The sequence below is a fragment of the Halococcoides cellulosivorans genome (genome assembly GCF_003058365.1).
Lineage (GTDB): Archaea > Halobacteriota > Halobacteria > Halobacteriales > Haloarculaceae > Halococcoides > Halococcoides cellulosivorans.
The window spans coordinates 2,267,289-2,282,555 of sequence record NZ_CP028858.1 but is presented as its reverse complement, the minus strand read 5'-3'; the positions used below and the strand labels follow the sequence as shown (position 1 = coordinate 2,282,555).

The following is a 15,267-nucleotide window of genomic DNA, read 5'->3' as shown; positions in this document are numbered from 1 at the left end:
GAAAGTGCTTCTATATAAACCCTGTGGTCTCGTTCGAACGCTGGCCCGTCCGGATGCGGTACGGACGTGTGCCCGCGTGCCACGCTCGGGTTTAAGTTCGGCCCGTCTGGTGTGTTCACGCCCGCACGTCGTTTACCCGCATGTCGTTCACCCCTACCGACCGAGTCGGATCGACCGGTCGTGTTTCTGCTCGGACCGTAGCGAGAGGTCGTCGATGGGCCCACCCGGTGATCGACGCGCGTGGTGGCGTCGGCGTGGGCCGTGAATCACAGTACGGCGACCCATATCATCTGTACAGATCGATTATTTTTTATATGTTGCTGTCGGTTTCATCACAGATGCGGACGCCCTGGGACCTTTGCGGGTGGGCCAGGGGCGGCAAAAACCCGTAGATACCCATACATGACATCGAGAGCCCTCCTGGGCGCGCTCGTCGTGGCCCTGCTCGTCGGTTCGAGCGGGGTCGCGGGGGCGGTGCCCCTCGACGATGGACAGTCACCGATCGATCGGTCGGTCTCCGATCGAACCCTCGGAAACCAGACCGCTCCCGTCGACGACGGCGGGGCGGACGGTCCCCTCTCGTCCAGCGACGAGCAAGCGATCGCCCCTCCGCTTCGGGACGCCAACGGGACCGTCGAGGTGATCGTCCGGGTCGAACCGGACTCACGACACGGCGGTCAGGCGTCGATCTCACACCTCAAATCCCGGGCCGAGCAGGCCCGTCGCCCGGTCGAGCAGTTTGCAGCGACGCAATCCGGGATCACCGTCGATCGGACGTTCTGGCTGAGCCAGGCGCTGCTCGTCACGGTCGACACCGACCGTCTGCCGCTCGACCGTCTCGCCGGGGTTCCGGGCGTCACGGCCATCCACCCGAACGTCCGCGTTCCGGTCACGGGGGCCGCGGGGACTCAGAGCGTTCGGCCGGTCCCGGGGGCGACACAGCGCCAGCCAGACGGAATCGCGCCGCGCCCGGACGGCGTCGGGCCGACTGAATCGCGTGCGCTCGCGGCTACTGGGCGTCCGAACGGCTCTGCGACGGGTGGCCTGGAACTGATCAACGCCACCGCCGCCTGGCAGTCGTACGACCAGCGCGGCGGGAACGCGACCGTCGCCGTCCTCGACACCGGTGTCGATCCGACGGCCCATCCGGACCTCGAACCGCAGGCCTGGTCCGAGTTCGCGATGGACGGGGGCCACGTCCCCTCGGAGCCCTACGATCCCCACGGCCACGGCACGCACACGAGCGGCACGGCCGTCGGGGCGACGACACCCAACGGTACCCACTACGGCGTCGCGCCGAACGCGACACTGTATCACGGGAAGGTCGCCACCGGGAGTGGATCCGCGTCCTACGCGTCGGTGATCGCCGGCATGGAGTGGGCGATCGAACAGCGGCCCCGGCCGGACGCCATCTCGCTGAGTCTCGGGCTCTCGGCTCGGGGGCTGTTCATCGAACCCGTCCAGCGGGCGCGTGCGGCCGGCACGGTCGTCGTCGTCTCCAGCGGGAATTCGGGCGTCGGAACGTCCGGATCGCCAGCGTCGATCTATCCGTCGCTGTCGGTCGGTGCCGTCGACGACACCGGCCGCGTGACTGACTTTTCGAGTGGGCGGCGCGTCCAGACGTCGCGCACGTGGGGCCTGTACGCGCCCGACGACTGGCCCGACGAGTACGTCGTGCCGGACGTCGTCGCACCGGGGTACGAGGTCTACAGCGCGGTTCCGAGCGGCTACGGGCGGATGTCCGGGACCAGCATGGCCGCCCCCCACGTCGCCGGAGCGGTCGCTCTGCTCCGCTCGGAACACCCCGACCTGACGGTGGCCGGCGTCCAATATCGCCTCGAATCGACCGCCGAGCAGTATCACGGCAACGGTACCGTCAACCGGCGGGCCGGGCACGGCGTAATCGACCTCACGGCGGCGCTGGAGCCCCGATCCGAGACCGTGAGCGGCGTCGTCCACATCGACGGTCGTCCGGCGGACAACGTCACCGTCCGGGCGGCGGGATACACGACGACGACCGACGAGAGCGGGGCCTACTCGGTTCGGGTCCCCGCCGGCGCGGTCACCGTCTCGGCCGACCAGTTCGGGTGGGAACGCGCCAGTGAGACCGTCGACTCGGCCGAGCGGACGCGTGTGAACCTCTCGATCACCGAGCGGTCGCCCGCCATCGCGTTGTCGTCCGGGCCCGATCAGTACGCGTCCCCGAACGAGACCATCACCACGCGCGTCCGCGTGGCGAGCGCCGAGGAACTCACGCCGGTCGTCCACGGCGACCCGATCTCCGAGTCGGCGGGCCTCGGTCTGTCGGTGGCGGGCCAGTCGGTCCGCCCGAACGAGACCGTCGGACTGCCCGAGAACGCGTCGACGGTCGACGTCACGATGCGGCCCGACGCGGGCTACGTGGGGGAGGTTGGCCTGACACTCGTCGCCAGCGACGGGACTGCGAGATCGAACTGGACGGTCGGCCCGCTCCGGATTCACCCCGATCCGATCGTCGTCCCGGACGACGTCGGCTCCGAGAACCTCCAGTCGGCGCTGAACATTGCCGGGACGGGCACCACGGTCCGGTTCGAGAACGACGAGCGGATGACGATCCCCGTCACGCCGAACGCGTCGGCCGAATCGACACAGGCCGGGCCCGTGTTCGACACCGGACTCGCCGTGGTGCGGCCGATGACGATCACCGCGAGTCCCGACGCGGCCCCGCTGCGCTTCGTCAGTCGGACGCGCGGGAGTTCGACCGCCATCGCGACCATCGCGAGCAGTCCCCAGGTGACGATCACGAACCTCACGATCGAGGGGAACGTGACGACGGGCATCGCCAACGAGGGCCCGAGCGTGACCGTCCGGAACACCACGGTTCGTGACGTCACCACTGGATTCCGACACTACCCGCTGTTCTACTCGCTCGGTGGGGCCGACGCGGCGGGCGGGTCGATCACGGACTCGCAGTTCGAGAACGTCTCTTTGGGGGTGGATACCTACGGACCGATGCGATCGATCTCCAACACGACCGTTCGGGACGCGAGGACCGGCTACTGGCTCTTTTCGAACGGTGTCAGCGTTCGGAACGCCTCGGCCGACGTGTCTCAGATCGGCGCTATCGTCCAGGGGTCGAACGTGTCCGTCCGTGACCTCGATGTCGACGTCGAGAACTCGTCTCGACCCTCTCGGTCGCCGTCTGGACTGGCCGAACTCCGGCCACGCGGACTGTTTCTCGTCACGGACGGGACGGTGCGCGACGTCGACGTGCGTGTCGACGACCCCACCGCCGTGTCGGGCATCCAGATCGTCGAGTCGAAGGCCACCGTCTCCGCGGCGACGGTCCGGGGCGCCGGCGTCGACATCGAGTCGGTCCGCGGGACCACGATCACCGATCTGACCGTTCAGGACGCTCCGGAGGGCCTTCGTGTCGGAGCGTACAACGGCTCCTCGGCAGCCCTCCCCGAGACGACGCGGAACGTCTCGGTCTCGGGAGCGACCGTCTCCGGGGCCGACCGGGCGATCGCGATCGAGAACGGCAGCGAGGCCACGATCGACGACGCTCGGGTGACCAACGGGTCGATCTCCTTCGGCGCGGTCGATCCGTCGACGGCGACCGTTCGGAATCTCTCGGTCCGCGGGTCGGCCAGTATCGCCGCGAGCGGCCGGAACGTGACCGTTCGGCGGACGACGCCGCCGGCCCTGCCCGACGACCGCGAGCGTGTCAGTCCCGCGCTCCGCGCGACCGAGCGGGGGCCGTCGGCCACACTCGACCTCGGCGTTCGAGACACCGGGCCGATCGGGGCCGTGGATCTCACGACGCTCGCCCTCTCGCGCTACGCGTCGGGGGGCTGGACCGCGACGGCCGCTGCCGACGACGACCGCCGGGCCGCGGCCGACGACGTCGCGTTGCCGGGCACCTACGCACTCCTCGGTGAGCCATCCGAGGGCCTCCAGGTCACCGCGATCGATCTGCCAGATCGGGCCCGGCCTGGCGAGCGCGTGCGGCTCGGCGCCACGGTCGAGAACGCCGGCGCGACGACCGTGACCGACGAGATCCGGTACTCGGCCGACGGTGTCGAGCGCAATTCGACGACGATTGCACTCGCTCCGAACGAGACGCGAACGGTCGGACTCTCCTGGGTTGTCCCCGCGAACGCGACGCTGGGCGCTCACACCCAGCGGATCGCCGCCGGTGGCAGTGGCCTCACAGCCCCCCTCACCGTCGAGGCACCGACGGGTCGGATCGCGGGTCGCGTGCTCGGGGACCGCGACGACCACGCCGTCGCGAACGCGACGGTCGCCGTCGAAGGCCCCCAGGGCCGGACCGTCTCGACGAACGCGACCGGTGCGTTCGCCGTCGACGGCCTGCTGCCCGATCGGTCGTACACGCTCACCGTCGAGCGAGCGGGCTACACGACCGAATCGCGCACCGTCGGGGGCAACGAAAGCGCGATCGTTCGGCTCCGCCAGCGCGCGCGGTATCTGGGCCTCTCTGCGGTCGACATCGGGTCGGCCGATGGCTCGGTGACGGCCACCGCGACGGTGACGAATCTGGGCCGTGCGGACTGGACCGCGCCGATCGAACTGTCCGTCGACGACCGCGTCGTCGCCTCTCGATCGATCACACTCGCACCGGGGCAGCGTCGGACGATCACCGTTCGACACGCGGTCGACGCCGGTGAGCATACCGTCGGCCTCGCGAGCGCGAACGAGTCGGTCGCGACCTCGCTCGCCGTCCAGTCCGCGCCCGCGACCGACGACTCGGGCGGTGGTGGCGTCGCGGTCGACGACCGCATCGAGATCACCACGGAGGCACCGACGGACGCGGTCCGCACGCCGGTCCCGACCACCGCGACGCCCACCACCACGAGTGCGCCCGATCCGACGGCGACGTCGACCCCGGAGACGGAGAGCACGACCGACGCGGGTGGTGCTGGCCCCGCCGACGGCGGCCTCCCGCTCGGCCCGATCAGTGCGCTCGTCGGCGTCCTCGCGTTCGTCGCGGCGGCACTCGTCGTGCGCCGCGTCTGAGTGGGGACGGGGTGCTGAACGAGTGGTCGCTCACTCGATCGGTCGTCGAGTGGCCGTTCAGGAAGATCTTTTCATTGTGCGTCCCGTTGAGAGAATAGACACCTGTGTCCGGTCCGCGAGCGGACCGCGACCCTATCCCACCATGACCGACGACAACACCGATCGACGCACAGTATCGACCCGTGACCGAACTCGCCGGAGCTTCCTCTCGACGGTCGGGGCGGGCGTGGTCGGCGGCCTCGCCGCCATGGGTGCCGCACGGGCGGTCCCGGACGATGCGCCCGCGATCGACGCCCCCGGCGATCAGTCCTGGCAGATGGTCTGGCGCGACGAGTTCGACGGATCGATCGACGACGCCTGGACACACGAGACCGGCGGTGGCTGTGGTGAAAACCGACGCCACAAGAGCACCTGTCCGTGGGGCAACGAGGAAGAACAGTACTACACGGCGGGTGACAACGCCTTCGTCGAGGACGGATCACTCGTCATCGAGGCCCGCGAGGAGACCGCCCCGAACGGGGTCAACGAGTACACCTCCGGTCGTCTGAAGACTCAGGGCGCACACACGATGCAGTACGGGCGCCTGGACGTCCGCGCGACCTTTCCCGAGGGCCAGGGGCTCTGGCCGGCGATCTGGATGCTCGGCGGCTACGGCTGGCCCGACGACGGCGAGATCGACGTCGCGGAGTTTCTCGGTCACAATACAGACACGATCCACGCGACCGTCCACGGCCCCGGCTACTCGGGCGCCGACGGGATCAACACCTCCCACACCGACGCCGGGACGGACTTCTCGCAGTCGGCGCACACCTACTCGATCGTCTGGCAGCCAGACCGGATCGACTGGTACGTCGACGGCACCCACTTCCACGACGTCACCCGTTCGGAGGTCGAGGATGCAGGCAACCAGTGGGTGTTCGATCACGAGTTTTTCTTCCTGCTCAACGTCGCCGTCGGCGGCAGTTGGCCGGGCTACCCCGACGCCTCCACGGAGTTCCCACAGCGGATGACCGTCGACTACGTCCGCCAGTTCGAGGCCGTCGAGTCGACGCCGACGACGACCACGACCGAGGAGCCGACCACGACGCCGACCCCCGAGGTCGACCCGATCGACGGTCGCGTCCCGCAGGACCTCGACGGTGACGGCCTGTACGAGGACGTCTCGGGCAACGACAAACTCGACTTCCCCGACGTGAACGCGTTGTTCCAGCACACCGACTCGCCGGCGGTCCAGGACCACGTCGACGCGTACGACTTCTCGGGTGACGGCGTGGTCGACTCCCAGGACGTGCTCGCGCTGTTCGAGTCGGTCTGAGTGTCGAACGACCTTTGTTCTCGACCGGCGAACGACGGGTGATGACCGGTGGCACAGACCGAGTGACGGTCCTCACGGTCGGCACGTTCGGTGATCCCGTCACACCACCCGGCCGTGTCGTCGAGGAGATGGCCGCACTCGACGTGCGGGCGGTCGGGGAGTTCGAGACCGTTCAGGGGGCCGCCGACGGCGACGCGGTCGTGCTCGCCGGCCCACACGTCGAGCGTGCCGTCGACCTCCGGGCCCGAGCACCCGATCTCCCGATCGTCCTGGTGGGCGAGGCGGCAGCGATGCCCGCCGACCTGCTCGACGAGCCGTCGATCCGGGCGGTTCGGGACGACGGTACCGATCGCACGGCCCGCATCGTCGCACACCACCTGCGTGAACTCACCGCGTCCCACCGGGCGGCGACGGTCGATATCGCGTCGATCCCGGTGCCCGCGTTCGTCTACGACGGCGGATTCCGCGCGGTCAACGCGGCTTTTTCCGACTGCGTGGGCCGGTCGGCCGCGGCGCTGATCGACGCGCCGGTGTCGAGTGTGTTCGACCAGCGCGCGACGGACCTCGCGAGCGCGGCGACCGATAGTCGCCCGCTGTCGGTGACGCTGCCCGCCGAGGAGTCCGCTCCGTCCCGCTTGCTGTGGGTCGGACGCGACGGTGAGCGTCTCGTCGGCGCGCTCGGCGCTCCGACCGGGGCCGACCGTGGCACACACCCGTCGGTGTCGATGTTCGACTCGCTGCTCGATCAGATGCCGCTGTCAATCTACGTCAAGGACCGACAGGGCCGACACGTCGCCGTCAGCCACGCGCTGGTCGGTGGGATGGCCGACGACACGTCGACGATCGACGCGCCCGACGGGACGATCCACCACGTCCCTGCCGACGTGATCGGTAAGACCGACTTCGATCTGTACCCCGACGCCAACGCCGAGCGGTTCCGCGAGACCGACGAGCGTGTCGTCGAGACCGGCGAGCCGGTGATCGAGCGCGAGAACGTCCGTCTGACGGCCGACGAGCAGCGGTTCGCCGTCACCGACCTCAAGGTGCCGTGGTACCGCGACGGCGAGATCGCGGGCGTGATCGGCATCGCCATCGACGACACCGATAGCTGGCGGGCCAAGCGACGGGCCGCGATCCAGGCCGACGTCCTGGAGACCGTCGAGACGATCCTCCGCACCGACCTGGCCTCGCGACTCGGGGGCGATGACCCGGACGACCGACCGGCGATTCGGGCGGCCGTGGCGGACCTCCGGACGCTGCTCCAGACACGCCAGTTGCCCGACGCCGCCGCGGCGACCGACCTCGCTGACCGGGCGCGAGCGGTCTGGACGGGCGGGGGCGATCGGAGCCCGGACGAGGACCGCGTCAGTCCGGGAGCAGACTCGACGCTCGACGTGGTGGACTCGGCGGTGATCGACGCCCATCCAGGCCTGCTCGAAACGCTGCTCGCGGAACTGTTCGAGAACGCGTCCACGTACGCCGGGCCCGCCCCGACCGTTCGAATCGGGACGATCGACGAGGGGTTTTTCGTCGCTGACGACGGCCCCGGCATCCCCCCGGGGCGTCGCTCGGAGGTCCTCCAGTACGGCAGGTCCGAGCGCGACGACCGCCTGGGGTCGGGGCTGGCGGTCGTCGCGGCGATCGCCCGCGCTCACGGCTGGACGCTGACGATCGGTGACGGCCCGAGCGGTGGCGCCCGAGTGACGTTCACTGGCGTTCGGATCTACTGACTGCGTCGTCGACGGCGACGAGCGACTGCCGGAGGACGGTGCGGTCGACGGCCGCCTGATAGGCGAAGTGCGTGCCAGCCGCCGGTGAGCGGCGACGCTCGGCTGTCAGCAGGCCGCTGGTGACGAGCGCGTCGAGGTAGTTGTGGACCGACCGCTCGCGGTTGGGGTCGACGTCGGCGGCCGCACATCGATCGCAATAGTTCGCGTACAGGTCCGCGAACCGCTGGGCTCCATCGCCGTCGAGTACGGCCGCCAGCGTGAGTCGCTCGTGGCGCGATCGGTCGTCGATCCGGTCGCGCAGGCGTTGCTCGCGGAGGGTGCGGTCGGCGGCGTCGACGTCGTCGGGGGCGACCGTCTCGCGGCCTGCGGACGCGACCCGGTCACCAGCACTGTCGAGCAGTCGAAGCGCGTCCCGGAGTCCGCGGTCGGCGCGGTCGAGCGCTCGCTCGACGGTCGCGGCCGGACAGGCCCCGTCCGTGAACGCCCGCTCGGCACGGTCGCTGAGGATCGCCCGTTCGGTCGCCGTGTCGTAGGGCGCGACGTCGATCGCGCCGTGAAACCGCTCTCGCACGCCACGCGGGAGGCTTTCGCGGTCGTCAGCGACGGCGACCACTCCACAGGCGGCCGATTCGTCGCACAGCCCGCCGAGAAACCCCTCCAGTTCGGCGGGGTCGAGTCGCTCGACGCCGTCGAGTCGGACGACGGGCGGGGCCGCAGCGTCGACGATCCGGTCGCGCAGCCGACCGAACGCCGCTTCGCGCGTGTACCCACTCGCGGCGAGAACGTCCTCGCCGGCGAGCGTGTTCGTCGTGGTGATCGCGAGGTCGTAGGCCGTCGCCTCTCCCGTACACGCGACGGGGACGAGTCGCGGCGCGGGCCGATCGCCGGGGGTGTCGGTCCGGGCGGTGACGACCGCGACCGTGGTGCGCTTGCCCGCGCCCGGCGGACCGGTGATCAGTGCCGTCGCCGGGCCGGACCCCCACAGCGCGGGCGAGAGGACCGTCCGGAGCGCGTCACGCTCCGCATCGCGATGCTCGAAGACCGCCGGAATCGTGTCCGGATCCAGCAGTGACCGATCGGTGAACACCCGATCCGACGATGCGGACGCCATACGTCGACACAGTCGGCCGACACCGAAAACAGTTCGTTCCGACGGTCGGAACGGCGTCGTGCGATCCTGACCTCGTCCGGACGCGATCCGTGCGTCGGGTCGGGTTGGCACGCCGGTCTTCGGTGGCGCCCCGGCCACCGCGTCGGGGGTCCTGAACACCCGGTCTGTCGGATGCGGGACCGGTTCAGGAGTATTCAAACACGCCCGTCTGTACGGTCGAGTGGGGAGGGCACCGGCCGAGTGGGGGGGCCCACCACGGCGTCGACGCGCGCCTCGGGGCCGACGACCCCGACGTGCGCGCCGTTCGGAGTTGGCCGCGTAGCGTCACGACCCGGTCCGAGGACGGGGACACGATTATGATCCTCCACGATCTAACCATACAGTGAGCGGTCGAAACCAACTCATGGCCCGACCGACCAGACCACGACTGCACGGACACGCGACGCCCACCCGGCGAGCGGTGCTGGCCGCGCTCGGGGTCGGCGTCCTCGGTGCGGGCCTTCCGGCGTCGGTCCGGAGCGACGATCCCGTCGTGCTCCACCGTGATTTCGAGGACCGTCCGGTGGGCGACTGGACGGTCGACGAGTCCCAGTGGGACGGCCTGAACCCCTGGAGTGTCGATACCACCTACGTCGACGTCGTCCGCGAGGACGGCGCGACGATGCTCGACACCCAGTATCCCGCGGGCGAGGCCGGGAACGGCAATGGCGGCGTCGACATGATGGTCCCGCTCGGCCGTCACTACGACGAACTGTATCTGGGCTACCGCGTCCGGTTCGGCGCGGGCTTCGAGTTCTCGAACGCGGGCGGGAAACTCCCCGGTCTGATCGGGTCGGCCGACGGCGTGTATGCGGTCACGGGCGGTGACGACCCCGACGGGACGAACGGCTGGTCTGCCCGGATGATGTGGCGCGACCCGATCGACGAGGACCCGGACCGTGGGCTCGCGATGTTCTACGTCTATCACCCCGATCAACCCGGCGAGTACGGCGAGAACATGCACTGGGACGACGGCGGTGAGCAGGTCTACTTCGAGCGTGATCGCACCCACGAGATCGAACACCACGTCGTGATGAACACGCCCGGCGAACACGACGGCGTCCTCGAAGGCTGGTTCGACGGCGAGAAGGTCTTCGAGCGGCGCGATCTCCGCTTCTGGGACGTCCCCGACCGGGGGATCAACCGATTCTATTTCTCCTCGTTTTTCGGCGGCGGGAACACGCCGAAGTGGGCGCACTCCCGGGACGAACACATCTACTACGACGAGTTCGTGATCTCCGAGGCGCCGATCTGGAACGGGCCCGATCGGTCGACCACGACTCCGGAGACGACGACCGACCCGACCCCGGATCTCGACCCGATCGAGGGCGAGACGCCGCGCGATCTCGACGGCGATGGCCTCCACGAGGACATCGACGGCGACGGCAAAGTTGCGTTCCCCGACGTGAACCGCCTGTTCCAGCACACCGAGTCGGCGGCGGTCCAGGACCACGTCGAGGCGTACGACGTCTCGGGTGACGGCGTGGTCGACCTCCAGGACGTGCTCGCGCTGTTCGAGTCGATCTGATCGCTGGCCGACGCCGCGCCCCGAAGACGACCCCTTATTTGTGCGTCGAGACCGTAGCTGCAACGAATGGCGGACGAGCTCCGGCGGGAGCTGAAACGGTGGGGGTTCTCCGAGGCGGAGATCGACGTCTACGTCGCCGTTTTGGATCTCAACGAGGCGCGCGTGTCTGACGTAGCCGATCGAGCAGAGGTCACGTCGAGACACGTCTATCGCATCGTCGAGCGACTGGAGCGGCGCGGTCTGGTCGACGTGAACGATCACCTCCAGCCGACGGTGATCCAGGCGTCGCCACCGGACCACGTCGAGACCGTGATGTCGAAAAGCCACGACAAGATCCTCGACCGGATCGAGAGCCAGTACGCCAAACCCAGCGATCCGATCGGGAACGTCGACGTGCTCAACCACCGCCCGGCGGTCGTCGATCGCTGCCGGTCGATGATCACCAGTGCGACCGAGTGGCTCATCCTCGTCGCGCGGCGGGACTTGCTGGAAGACCTCGCGCCCGAACTCCGCGAGGCGGTCGACCGCGGCGTCCTCGTCTTGGTCGTCACCGAAGACGGCGCGGACATCGAGGGCCGCCCGCTCGGTGAGATCGCCAGCGTCGTCCGGGTCTGGGAGGACCTCGCGACGTGGGACGAGGCGGGCCTGGGTGTCGATTACTTCCAGGCGCTCTATGTCATCCCGAACGCCGCCGGCGCATCCGCGGGATCGTACAGCCCGGCGATCTATCTCGAACAGCGGAACATGGCCCCCCGGGTCATCGGGTCGCTGTTGGGCAACGAGTGGCGTCTCGGCACCGAAATCGCCGTTCCCGATGCCGTCGAACTCCCTCACACCTTCGAGGTGTTCCCGTGGGCGCTGGTCCACGCGACACTCCACCGGCGAGAGGGCACCCCGCTCACGGCGACCGTCGAGGGGACCTCGACGGACACCGGGCGGACGGAGACGCTGACTGGCGATGTCGTCGACGTGTCCCAGGGCATGATCGAACCGGGCGAGAAACGGTTCTCCCTCGAACGCGTGCTCGTGCTCGATACCGGCGACAGGGAGGTCACGATCGCGAGTCCCGGCGCGAGCGTCGAGGACTACGTCGCCCGGTCGGTCACACTCGAACACCGCGACGAGTGATGTCGCTCCGTGGTGATTCGAGTCTCCGACATCACATGTCGAATCAAACTACCGACAAATATTTACTCACGCCGTGCCGAAATTAATACCGGGGAGATCGGCCGCACCCGACGATCGGTCCGGGGGTGGGTCCACGAGACGATCGTCGACCCACACCATCTTGGGCCGGTCCGACTCACCGTCCGCGATCGTGCGGACCAGGGCCGTCCCCCACTGCATCGGCGGACGAACACGGACTGGCGGTTCCCCTCGCTTTCGGTCCGATCACACGGGCGCTCGAAATCGAGCGCCCAACTTTCCATTCATGACTGAGACACCCGATACTCACGCGGACGCGGGCGGCGCGGCGGAGGGCACCGAGCGACTGACAGACCTCGACGTCGACCGGCGATCGTTCGTCAAATCGGCGGGCGTCGCGGGTGGGGCGACGCTGCTGGGCGCGTCGGCAACGCCGGCGAGCGCCGAGACTCACTGGAAGGACCGGCGTGACCCCGACTGGGAACAACTGGCCGACCAGCGGATTGCCGAGAACCAGACCAGCGACCTCGAAGTCGTCGTCGAGGACCCCGAGGGGCGACCGATCCCGAACGCCGACGTCTCGGTCGAGATGACCGAGCACGACTACGGGTTCGGGACGGCGGTCAACGCCCGTGTCTGGGACCAGTACAGCGACGGGGACCAGTACCGGCAGGTCATCCCCGAACTGTTCAACACCGCGGTGCTGGAGAACGGCCACAAGTGGAAGTTCTGGGAGGACAACACCGACCGTGCCGACCGGTGTACGGAGTGGCTGGTCGACCACGACCTGTACGTCCGTGGCCACGTCTGTGTCTGGGGCCGGACCGGCGTCGGAGCCATCCCCAACGACGTCCAGACGGCGATCGACAACGGCGACGCCGAGACGATCAAACAGCGCTCGACCGAGCACATCGAAGAGATCATCACCCACTACGAGGGCCAGGTCGACGAGTGGGAAATTGTAAACGAGGCGATGCATCACTTCGCGATGCAGAAGGCGATCTACGGCGACCAGATCGACTCCGAAGAGCCCTGGACCGGCGACGTGCTCCCGTGGACGTCAGATCAACTCACCGACTGGTACGAGACGGCCCAGAACGTCGCCGGTGAGGACATCGATATCGGGGTGAACGACTTCAACACCCTCGAAGGCCAGTGGCCGTACACCGAGGGCCGATATCAGAGCCAGATCGAGTCGCTGATCGACGACGGCATCGATATCGACATGATCGGGTTCCAGAGCCACGTGGGGGCGCGGAGTTCTAACCCCGGCGAGAACAACAGTGATCCGGACGGTCGGCTGACTTACAGCGAGATCAACGAGCGCCTCTCGAATTTCACCGACTACGACGCCGACCTGAAGATCACCGAGTTCGACATGTACAACGGCAGCGACTGGAACGGCCAGGACGAACGCGCCGATCTGATGTACACCTGGATGAAGACGGCGTACGGTCACCCCAACGTGACCGACTTCATCATCTGGGGGTTCTGGGACGGTCGCCACTGGGAGAACGAGGCGCCGTTCTTCCAGGACGACTGGTCCGAAAAGCCCGCGCTCGACGTCTGGAAGAACCTCGTCTTCGACGAGTGGTGGACCAGCGAGTCCGGCACCGCCGACGGGTCGGGCGTGTTCGTGACGAGTGCCTACCTGGGAAGTCACGAGATCACCGCCACGGCGGACGGCGAGTCGAGTACGACGAGCGTCGAGGTCACCGATTCGAGCGGGACGACGCAGGTCACGGTCACCGTCGACGCCGAAGGGTCGGTCGATCCGACGCCCGAGGGCCCCGACTGGCCCGAGGGCGCGACCGACCCCGACGACGACGGCCTGTACGAGGACCTCTCGGGCGACGGTGAACTGAACTTCCCCGACGTGAACACGCTGTTCCAGAACACCGATTCGACGGTGGCCCAGGACAACACCCAGTACTACGACTTCGACGGCGACGGCGACCTCGACTCCCAGGACGTCCTGGCGCTGTTCGAGTCGGTCTGATCGGTCCTCGCGCTACCGTTACGTTCGCTGCGAACGGCTCTGCAGAAATTCATTTGTCGGTGGACACCGTAGTACGGAGCCATGCACGGGGATCCGGGCGCGGGGGGACTCAGTCGTCGGTCGATGCTGGCCCGAATAGGGGGCGCGACGGCGGCACTCGGGGGAATCGGGACGGCCACCCGATCGGGGGTGGCCGACGAGACCGGCGGGCAGTTCCACAATCCGACGGGCCCGCCGGGGTTCGGTGACGTCTCGGTGATCGAGTGGTCGGGCACGTACTACGTCTACGGCACCGGGCGGGCGTTCGCCCGGTCGGACGACCTGGTGACCTGGGAGCCACAGGGCAAGGCCGTCGACTGGGACCCCGACTGGCACGGCGACCCCGAGGCGGGTTTCTGGGCTCCCGACGTCAACCGTTTCGACGATCGCGTGTATCTCTATTATTCGCACTCGACGTGGGGCAGTCAGGACAACCCGGGGATCGGAGTCGCGACCGCCGACCACCCCGAGGGCCCCTTTACCGACCACGGCCCGGTCTTCCGGAACGAGGACCTCTCGCAGACCAACTGCATCGACTCTGAGTTGGTCGTCCTGGATGGCACGCCGTACCTGATCTGGGGGAGTTTCTTCGGCATCTGGGGCGTCGAGTTGACGCCCGACGGGATGGACTACGTCCCCGGGACCGCCTGGCAGTTGGCGGGCGACAACCGTGAGGGCGCGATGCTCGTCCGTGAGAACGACTACTTCTACCTGTTTTGCTCGACGGGGCACTGCTGTGACGGGGTGGAGAGTACCTACGAAATCGAGGTCGGCCGGTCCGAATCGTTGTTCGGCCCGTATCGCACGCGTGACGGCCGCGATCTCCGAACGATTCACGACCACCACGCCGGCCAGGCCGTCCTCTCCCCGACCGAGGAGTTCGTCGGGACGGGTCACAACACGGCCATTCGGGACGCGGCGGGCGACTGGTGGATGCTGTATCACATCGAAGCGCTCGGAGACGATCCGGGGCGACGGCTGATGGTCGACCGGATTCGGTTCGACGACGCGGACTGGCCGGTCGTCGGCTGTGACGGCCAGCCCTGTCGGGAGCATCCGCGTCCGACGGTCGATTCCGCGCCGACGGGCCCCGATCCGATCGACGGGACCGTCCCGCGAGACCTGGACGGCGACGGCCGATACGAGGACCTCTCGGGCGACGAGACGCTGAACTTCCCGGACGTGAATCGGCTGTTTCAGAACATCGAGTCGGCGTCCGTCCAGGACCACGCCGACGCGTACGACTTCTCGGGCGACGGGACGGTCGACGCCCAGGACGTGCTCGCGCTGTTCGAGTCGGTCTGATCGGCGTTCGATCTGCGTACTGGATAATTTAATCAAACT

General features: G+C 68.4%; 9 protein-coding genes. 7 read left to right on the top strand and 2 right to left on the bottom strand.

Annotated elements, in window-relative coordinates; genetic code table 11:
- Positions 1 to 402: 402 nt before the first annotated feature.
- The 3 genes from HARCEL1_RS11260 to HARCEL1_RS11250 all read left to right on the top strand — a co-directional run bounded on the left by HARCEL1_RS11260 (position 403) and on the right by HARCEL1_RS11250 (position 8,061).
- Positions 403 to 5,016: a S8 family serine peptidase gene (locus HARCEL1_RS11260; RefSeq protein WP_108383601.1), complete on the top strand. Its 4,614-nt coding sequence runs from the start codon at positions 403 to 405 to the stop codon at positions 5,014 to 5,016.
- A gap of 142 nt (positions 5,017 to 5,158) precedes the next feature.
- Complete coding sequence (locus HARCEL1_RS11255; protein ID WP_233357335.1) at positions 5,159 to 6,331, top strand: glycoside hydrolase family 16 protein; 1,173 nt, start codon at positions 5,159 to 5,161, stop codon at positions 6,329 to 6,331.
- Positions 6,332 to 6,372: 41 nt separating this feature from the next.
- On the top strand, positions 6,373 to 8,061 hold the full coding sequence (locus HARCEL1_RS11250; RefSeq protein WP_108383598.1) for a PAS domain-containing sensor histidine kinase: 1,689 nt from the start codon (positions 6,373 to 6,375) through the stop codon (positions 8,059 to 8,061).
- Here the strand turns inward: HARCEL1_RS11250 and HARCEL1_RS11245 are convergent.
- Positions 8,039 to 9,172 carry a Cdc6/Cdc18 family protein gene (locus tag HARCEL1_RS11245; RefSeq protein WP_108383596.1) on the bottom strand — a complete coding sequence of 378 codons (1,134 nt, stop codon included), beginning with the start codon at positions 9,170 to 9,172 and terminating at the stop codon, positions 8,039 to 8,041. The genes HARCEL1_RS11250 and HARCEL1_RS11245 overlap by 23 nt on opposite strands.
- Positions 9,173 to 9,554: 382 nt before the next feature.
- On the opposite strand from HARCEL1_RS11245, the gene HARCEL1_RS11240 reads away from it, so the two are divergent.
- Positions 9,555 to 10,739 (top strand): polysaccharide lyase, encoded by a 1,185-nt coding sequence (locus tag HARCEL1_RS11240; protein ID WP_159077113.1) that lies wholly within the window; start codon positions 9,555 to 9,557, stop codon positions 10,737 to 10,739.
- Between the two features lie 66 nt (positions 10,740 to 10,805).
- Positions 10,806 to 11,867 (top strand): TrmB family transcriptional regulator sugar-binding domain-containing protein, encoded by a 1,062-nt coding sequence (locus HARCEL1_RS11235; RefSeq protein WP_108383591.1) that lies wholly within the window; start codon positions 10,806 to 10,808, stop codon positions 11,865 to 11,867.
- 66 nt (positions 11,868 to 11,933) lie between these two features.
- On the opposite strand, the gene HARCEL1_RS13450 is transcribed toward HARCEL1_RS11235, so the two are convergent.
- Positions 11,934 to 12,086, bottom strand: coding sequence for a hypothetical protein (locus HARCEL1_RS13450; protein WP_159077112.1), 153 nt, complete (start codon positions 12,084 to 12,086; stop codon positions 11,934 to 11,936).
- Positions 12,087 to 12,171: 85 nt separating this feature from the next.
- Here HARCEL1_RS13450 and HARCEL1_RS11230 point away from each other — a divergent pair, with 85 nt between their 5' ends.
- Both HARCEL1_RS11230 and HARCEL1_RS11225 read left to right on the top strand, forming a co-directional pair.
- Positions 12,172 to 13,884 carry an endo-1,4-beta-xylanase gene (locus tag HARCEL1_RS11230; protein WP_108383588.1) on the top strand — a complete coding sequence of 571 codons (1,713 nt, stop codon included), beginning with the start codon at positions 12,172 to 12,174 and terminating at the stop codon, positions 13,882 to 13,884.
- An 81-nt stretch (positions 13,885 to 13,965) separates the two neighbouring features.
- A complete protein-coding gene (locus HARCEL1_RS11225) occupies positions 13,966 to 15,228 on the top strand; it encodes a family 43 glycosylhydrolase (protein ID WP_108383586.1) in 1,263 nt (420 codons plus the stop codon).
- Positions 15,229 to 15,267 lie beyond the last annotated feature (39 nt).

Coding starts and splice junctions, on each gene's coding strand:
- HARCEL1_RS11250 (WP_108383598.1), top strand. CDS start 6,373: ATGACCGGTGGCACAGACCGAGTGACGGTCCTCACGGTCGGCACGTTC.
- HARCEL1_RS11255 (WP_233357335.1), top strand. CDS start 5,159: ATGACCGACGACAACACCGATCGACGCACAGTATCGACCCGTGACCGA.
- HARCEL1_RS11225 (WP_108383586.1), top strand. CDS start 13,966: ATGCACGGGGATCCGGGCGCGGGGGGACTCAGTCGTCGGTCGATGCTG.
- HARCEL1_RS11235 (WP_108383591.1), top strand. CDS start 10,806: ATGGCGGACGAGCTCCGGCGGGAGCTGAAACGGTGGGGGTTCTCCGAG.
- HARCEL1_RS11260 (WP_108383601.1), top strand. CDS start 403: ATGACATCGAGAGCCCTCCTGGGCGCGCTCGTCGTGGCCCTGCTCGTC.
- HARCEL1_RS11245 (WP_108383596.1), bottom strand. CDS start 9,172: ATGGCGTCCGCATCGTCGGATCGGGTGTTCACCGATCGGTCACTGCTG.
- HARCEL1_RS13450 (WP_159077112.1), bottom strand. CDS start 12,086: ATGCAGTGGGGGACGGCCCTGGTCCGCACGATCGCGGACGGTGAGTCG.
- HARCEL1_RS11230 (WP_108383588.1), top strand. CDS start 12,172: ATGACTGAGACACCCGATACTCACGCGGACGCGGGCGGCGCGGCGGAG.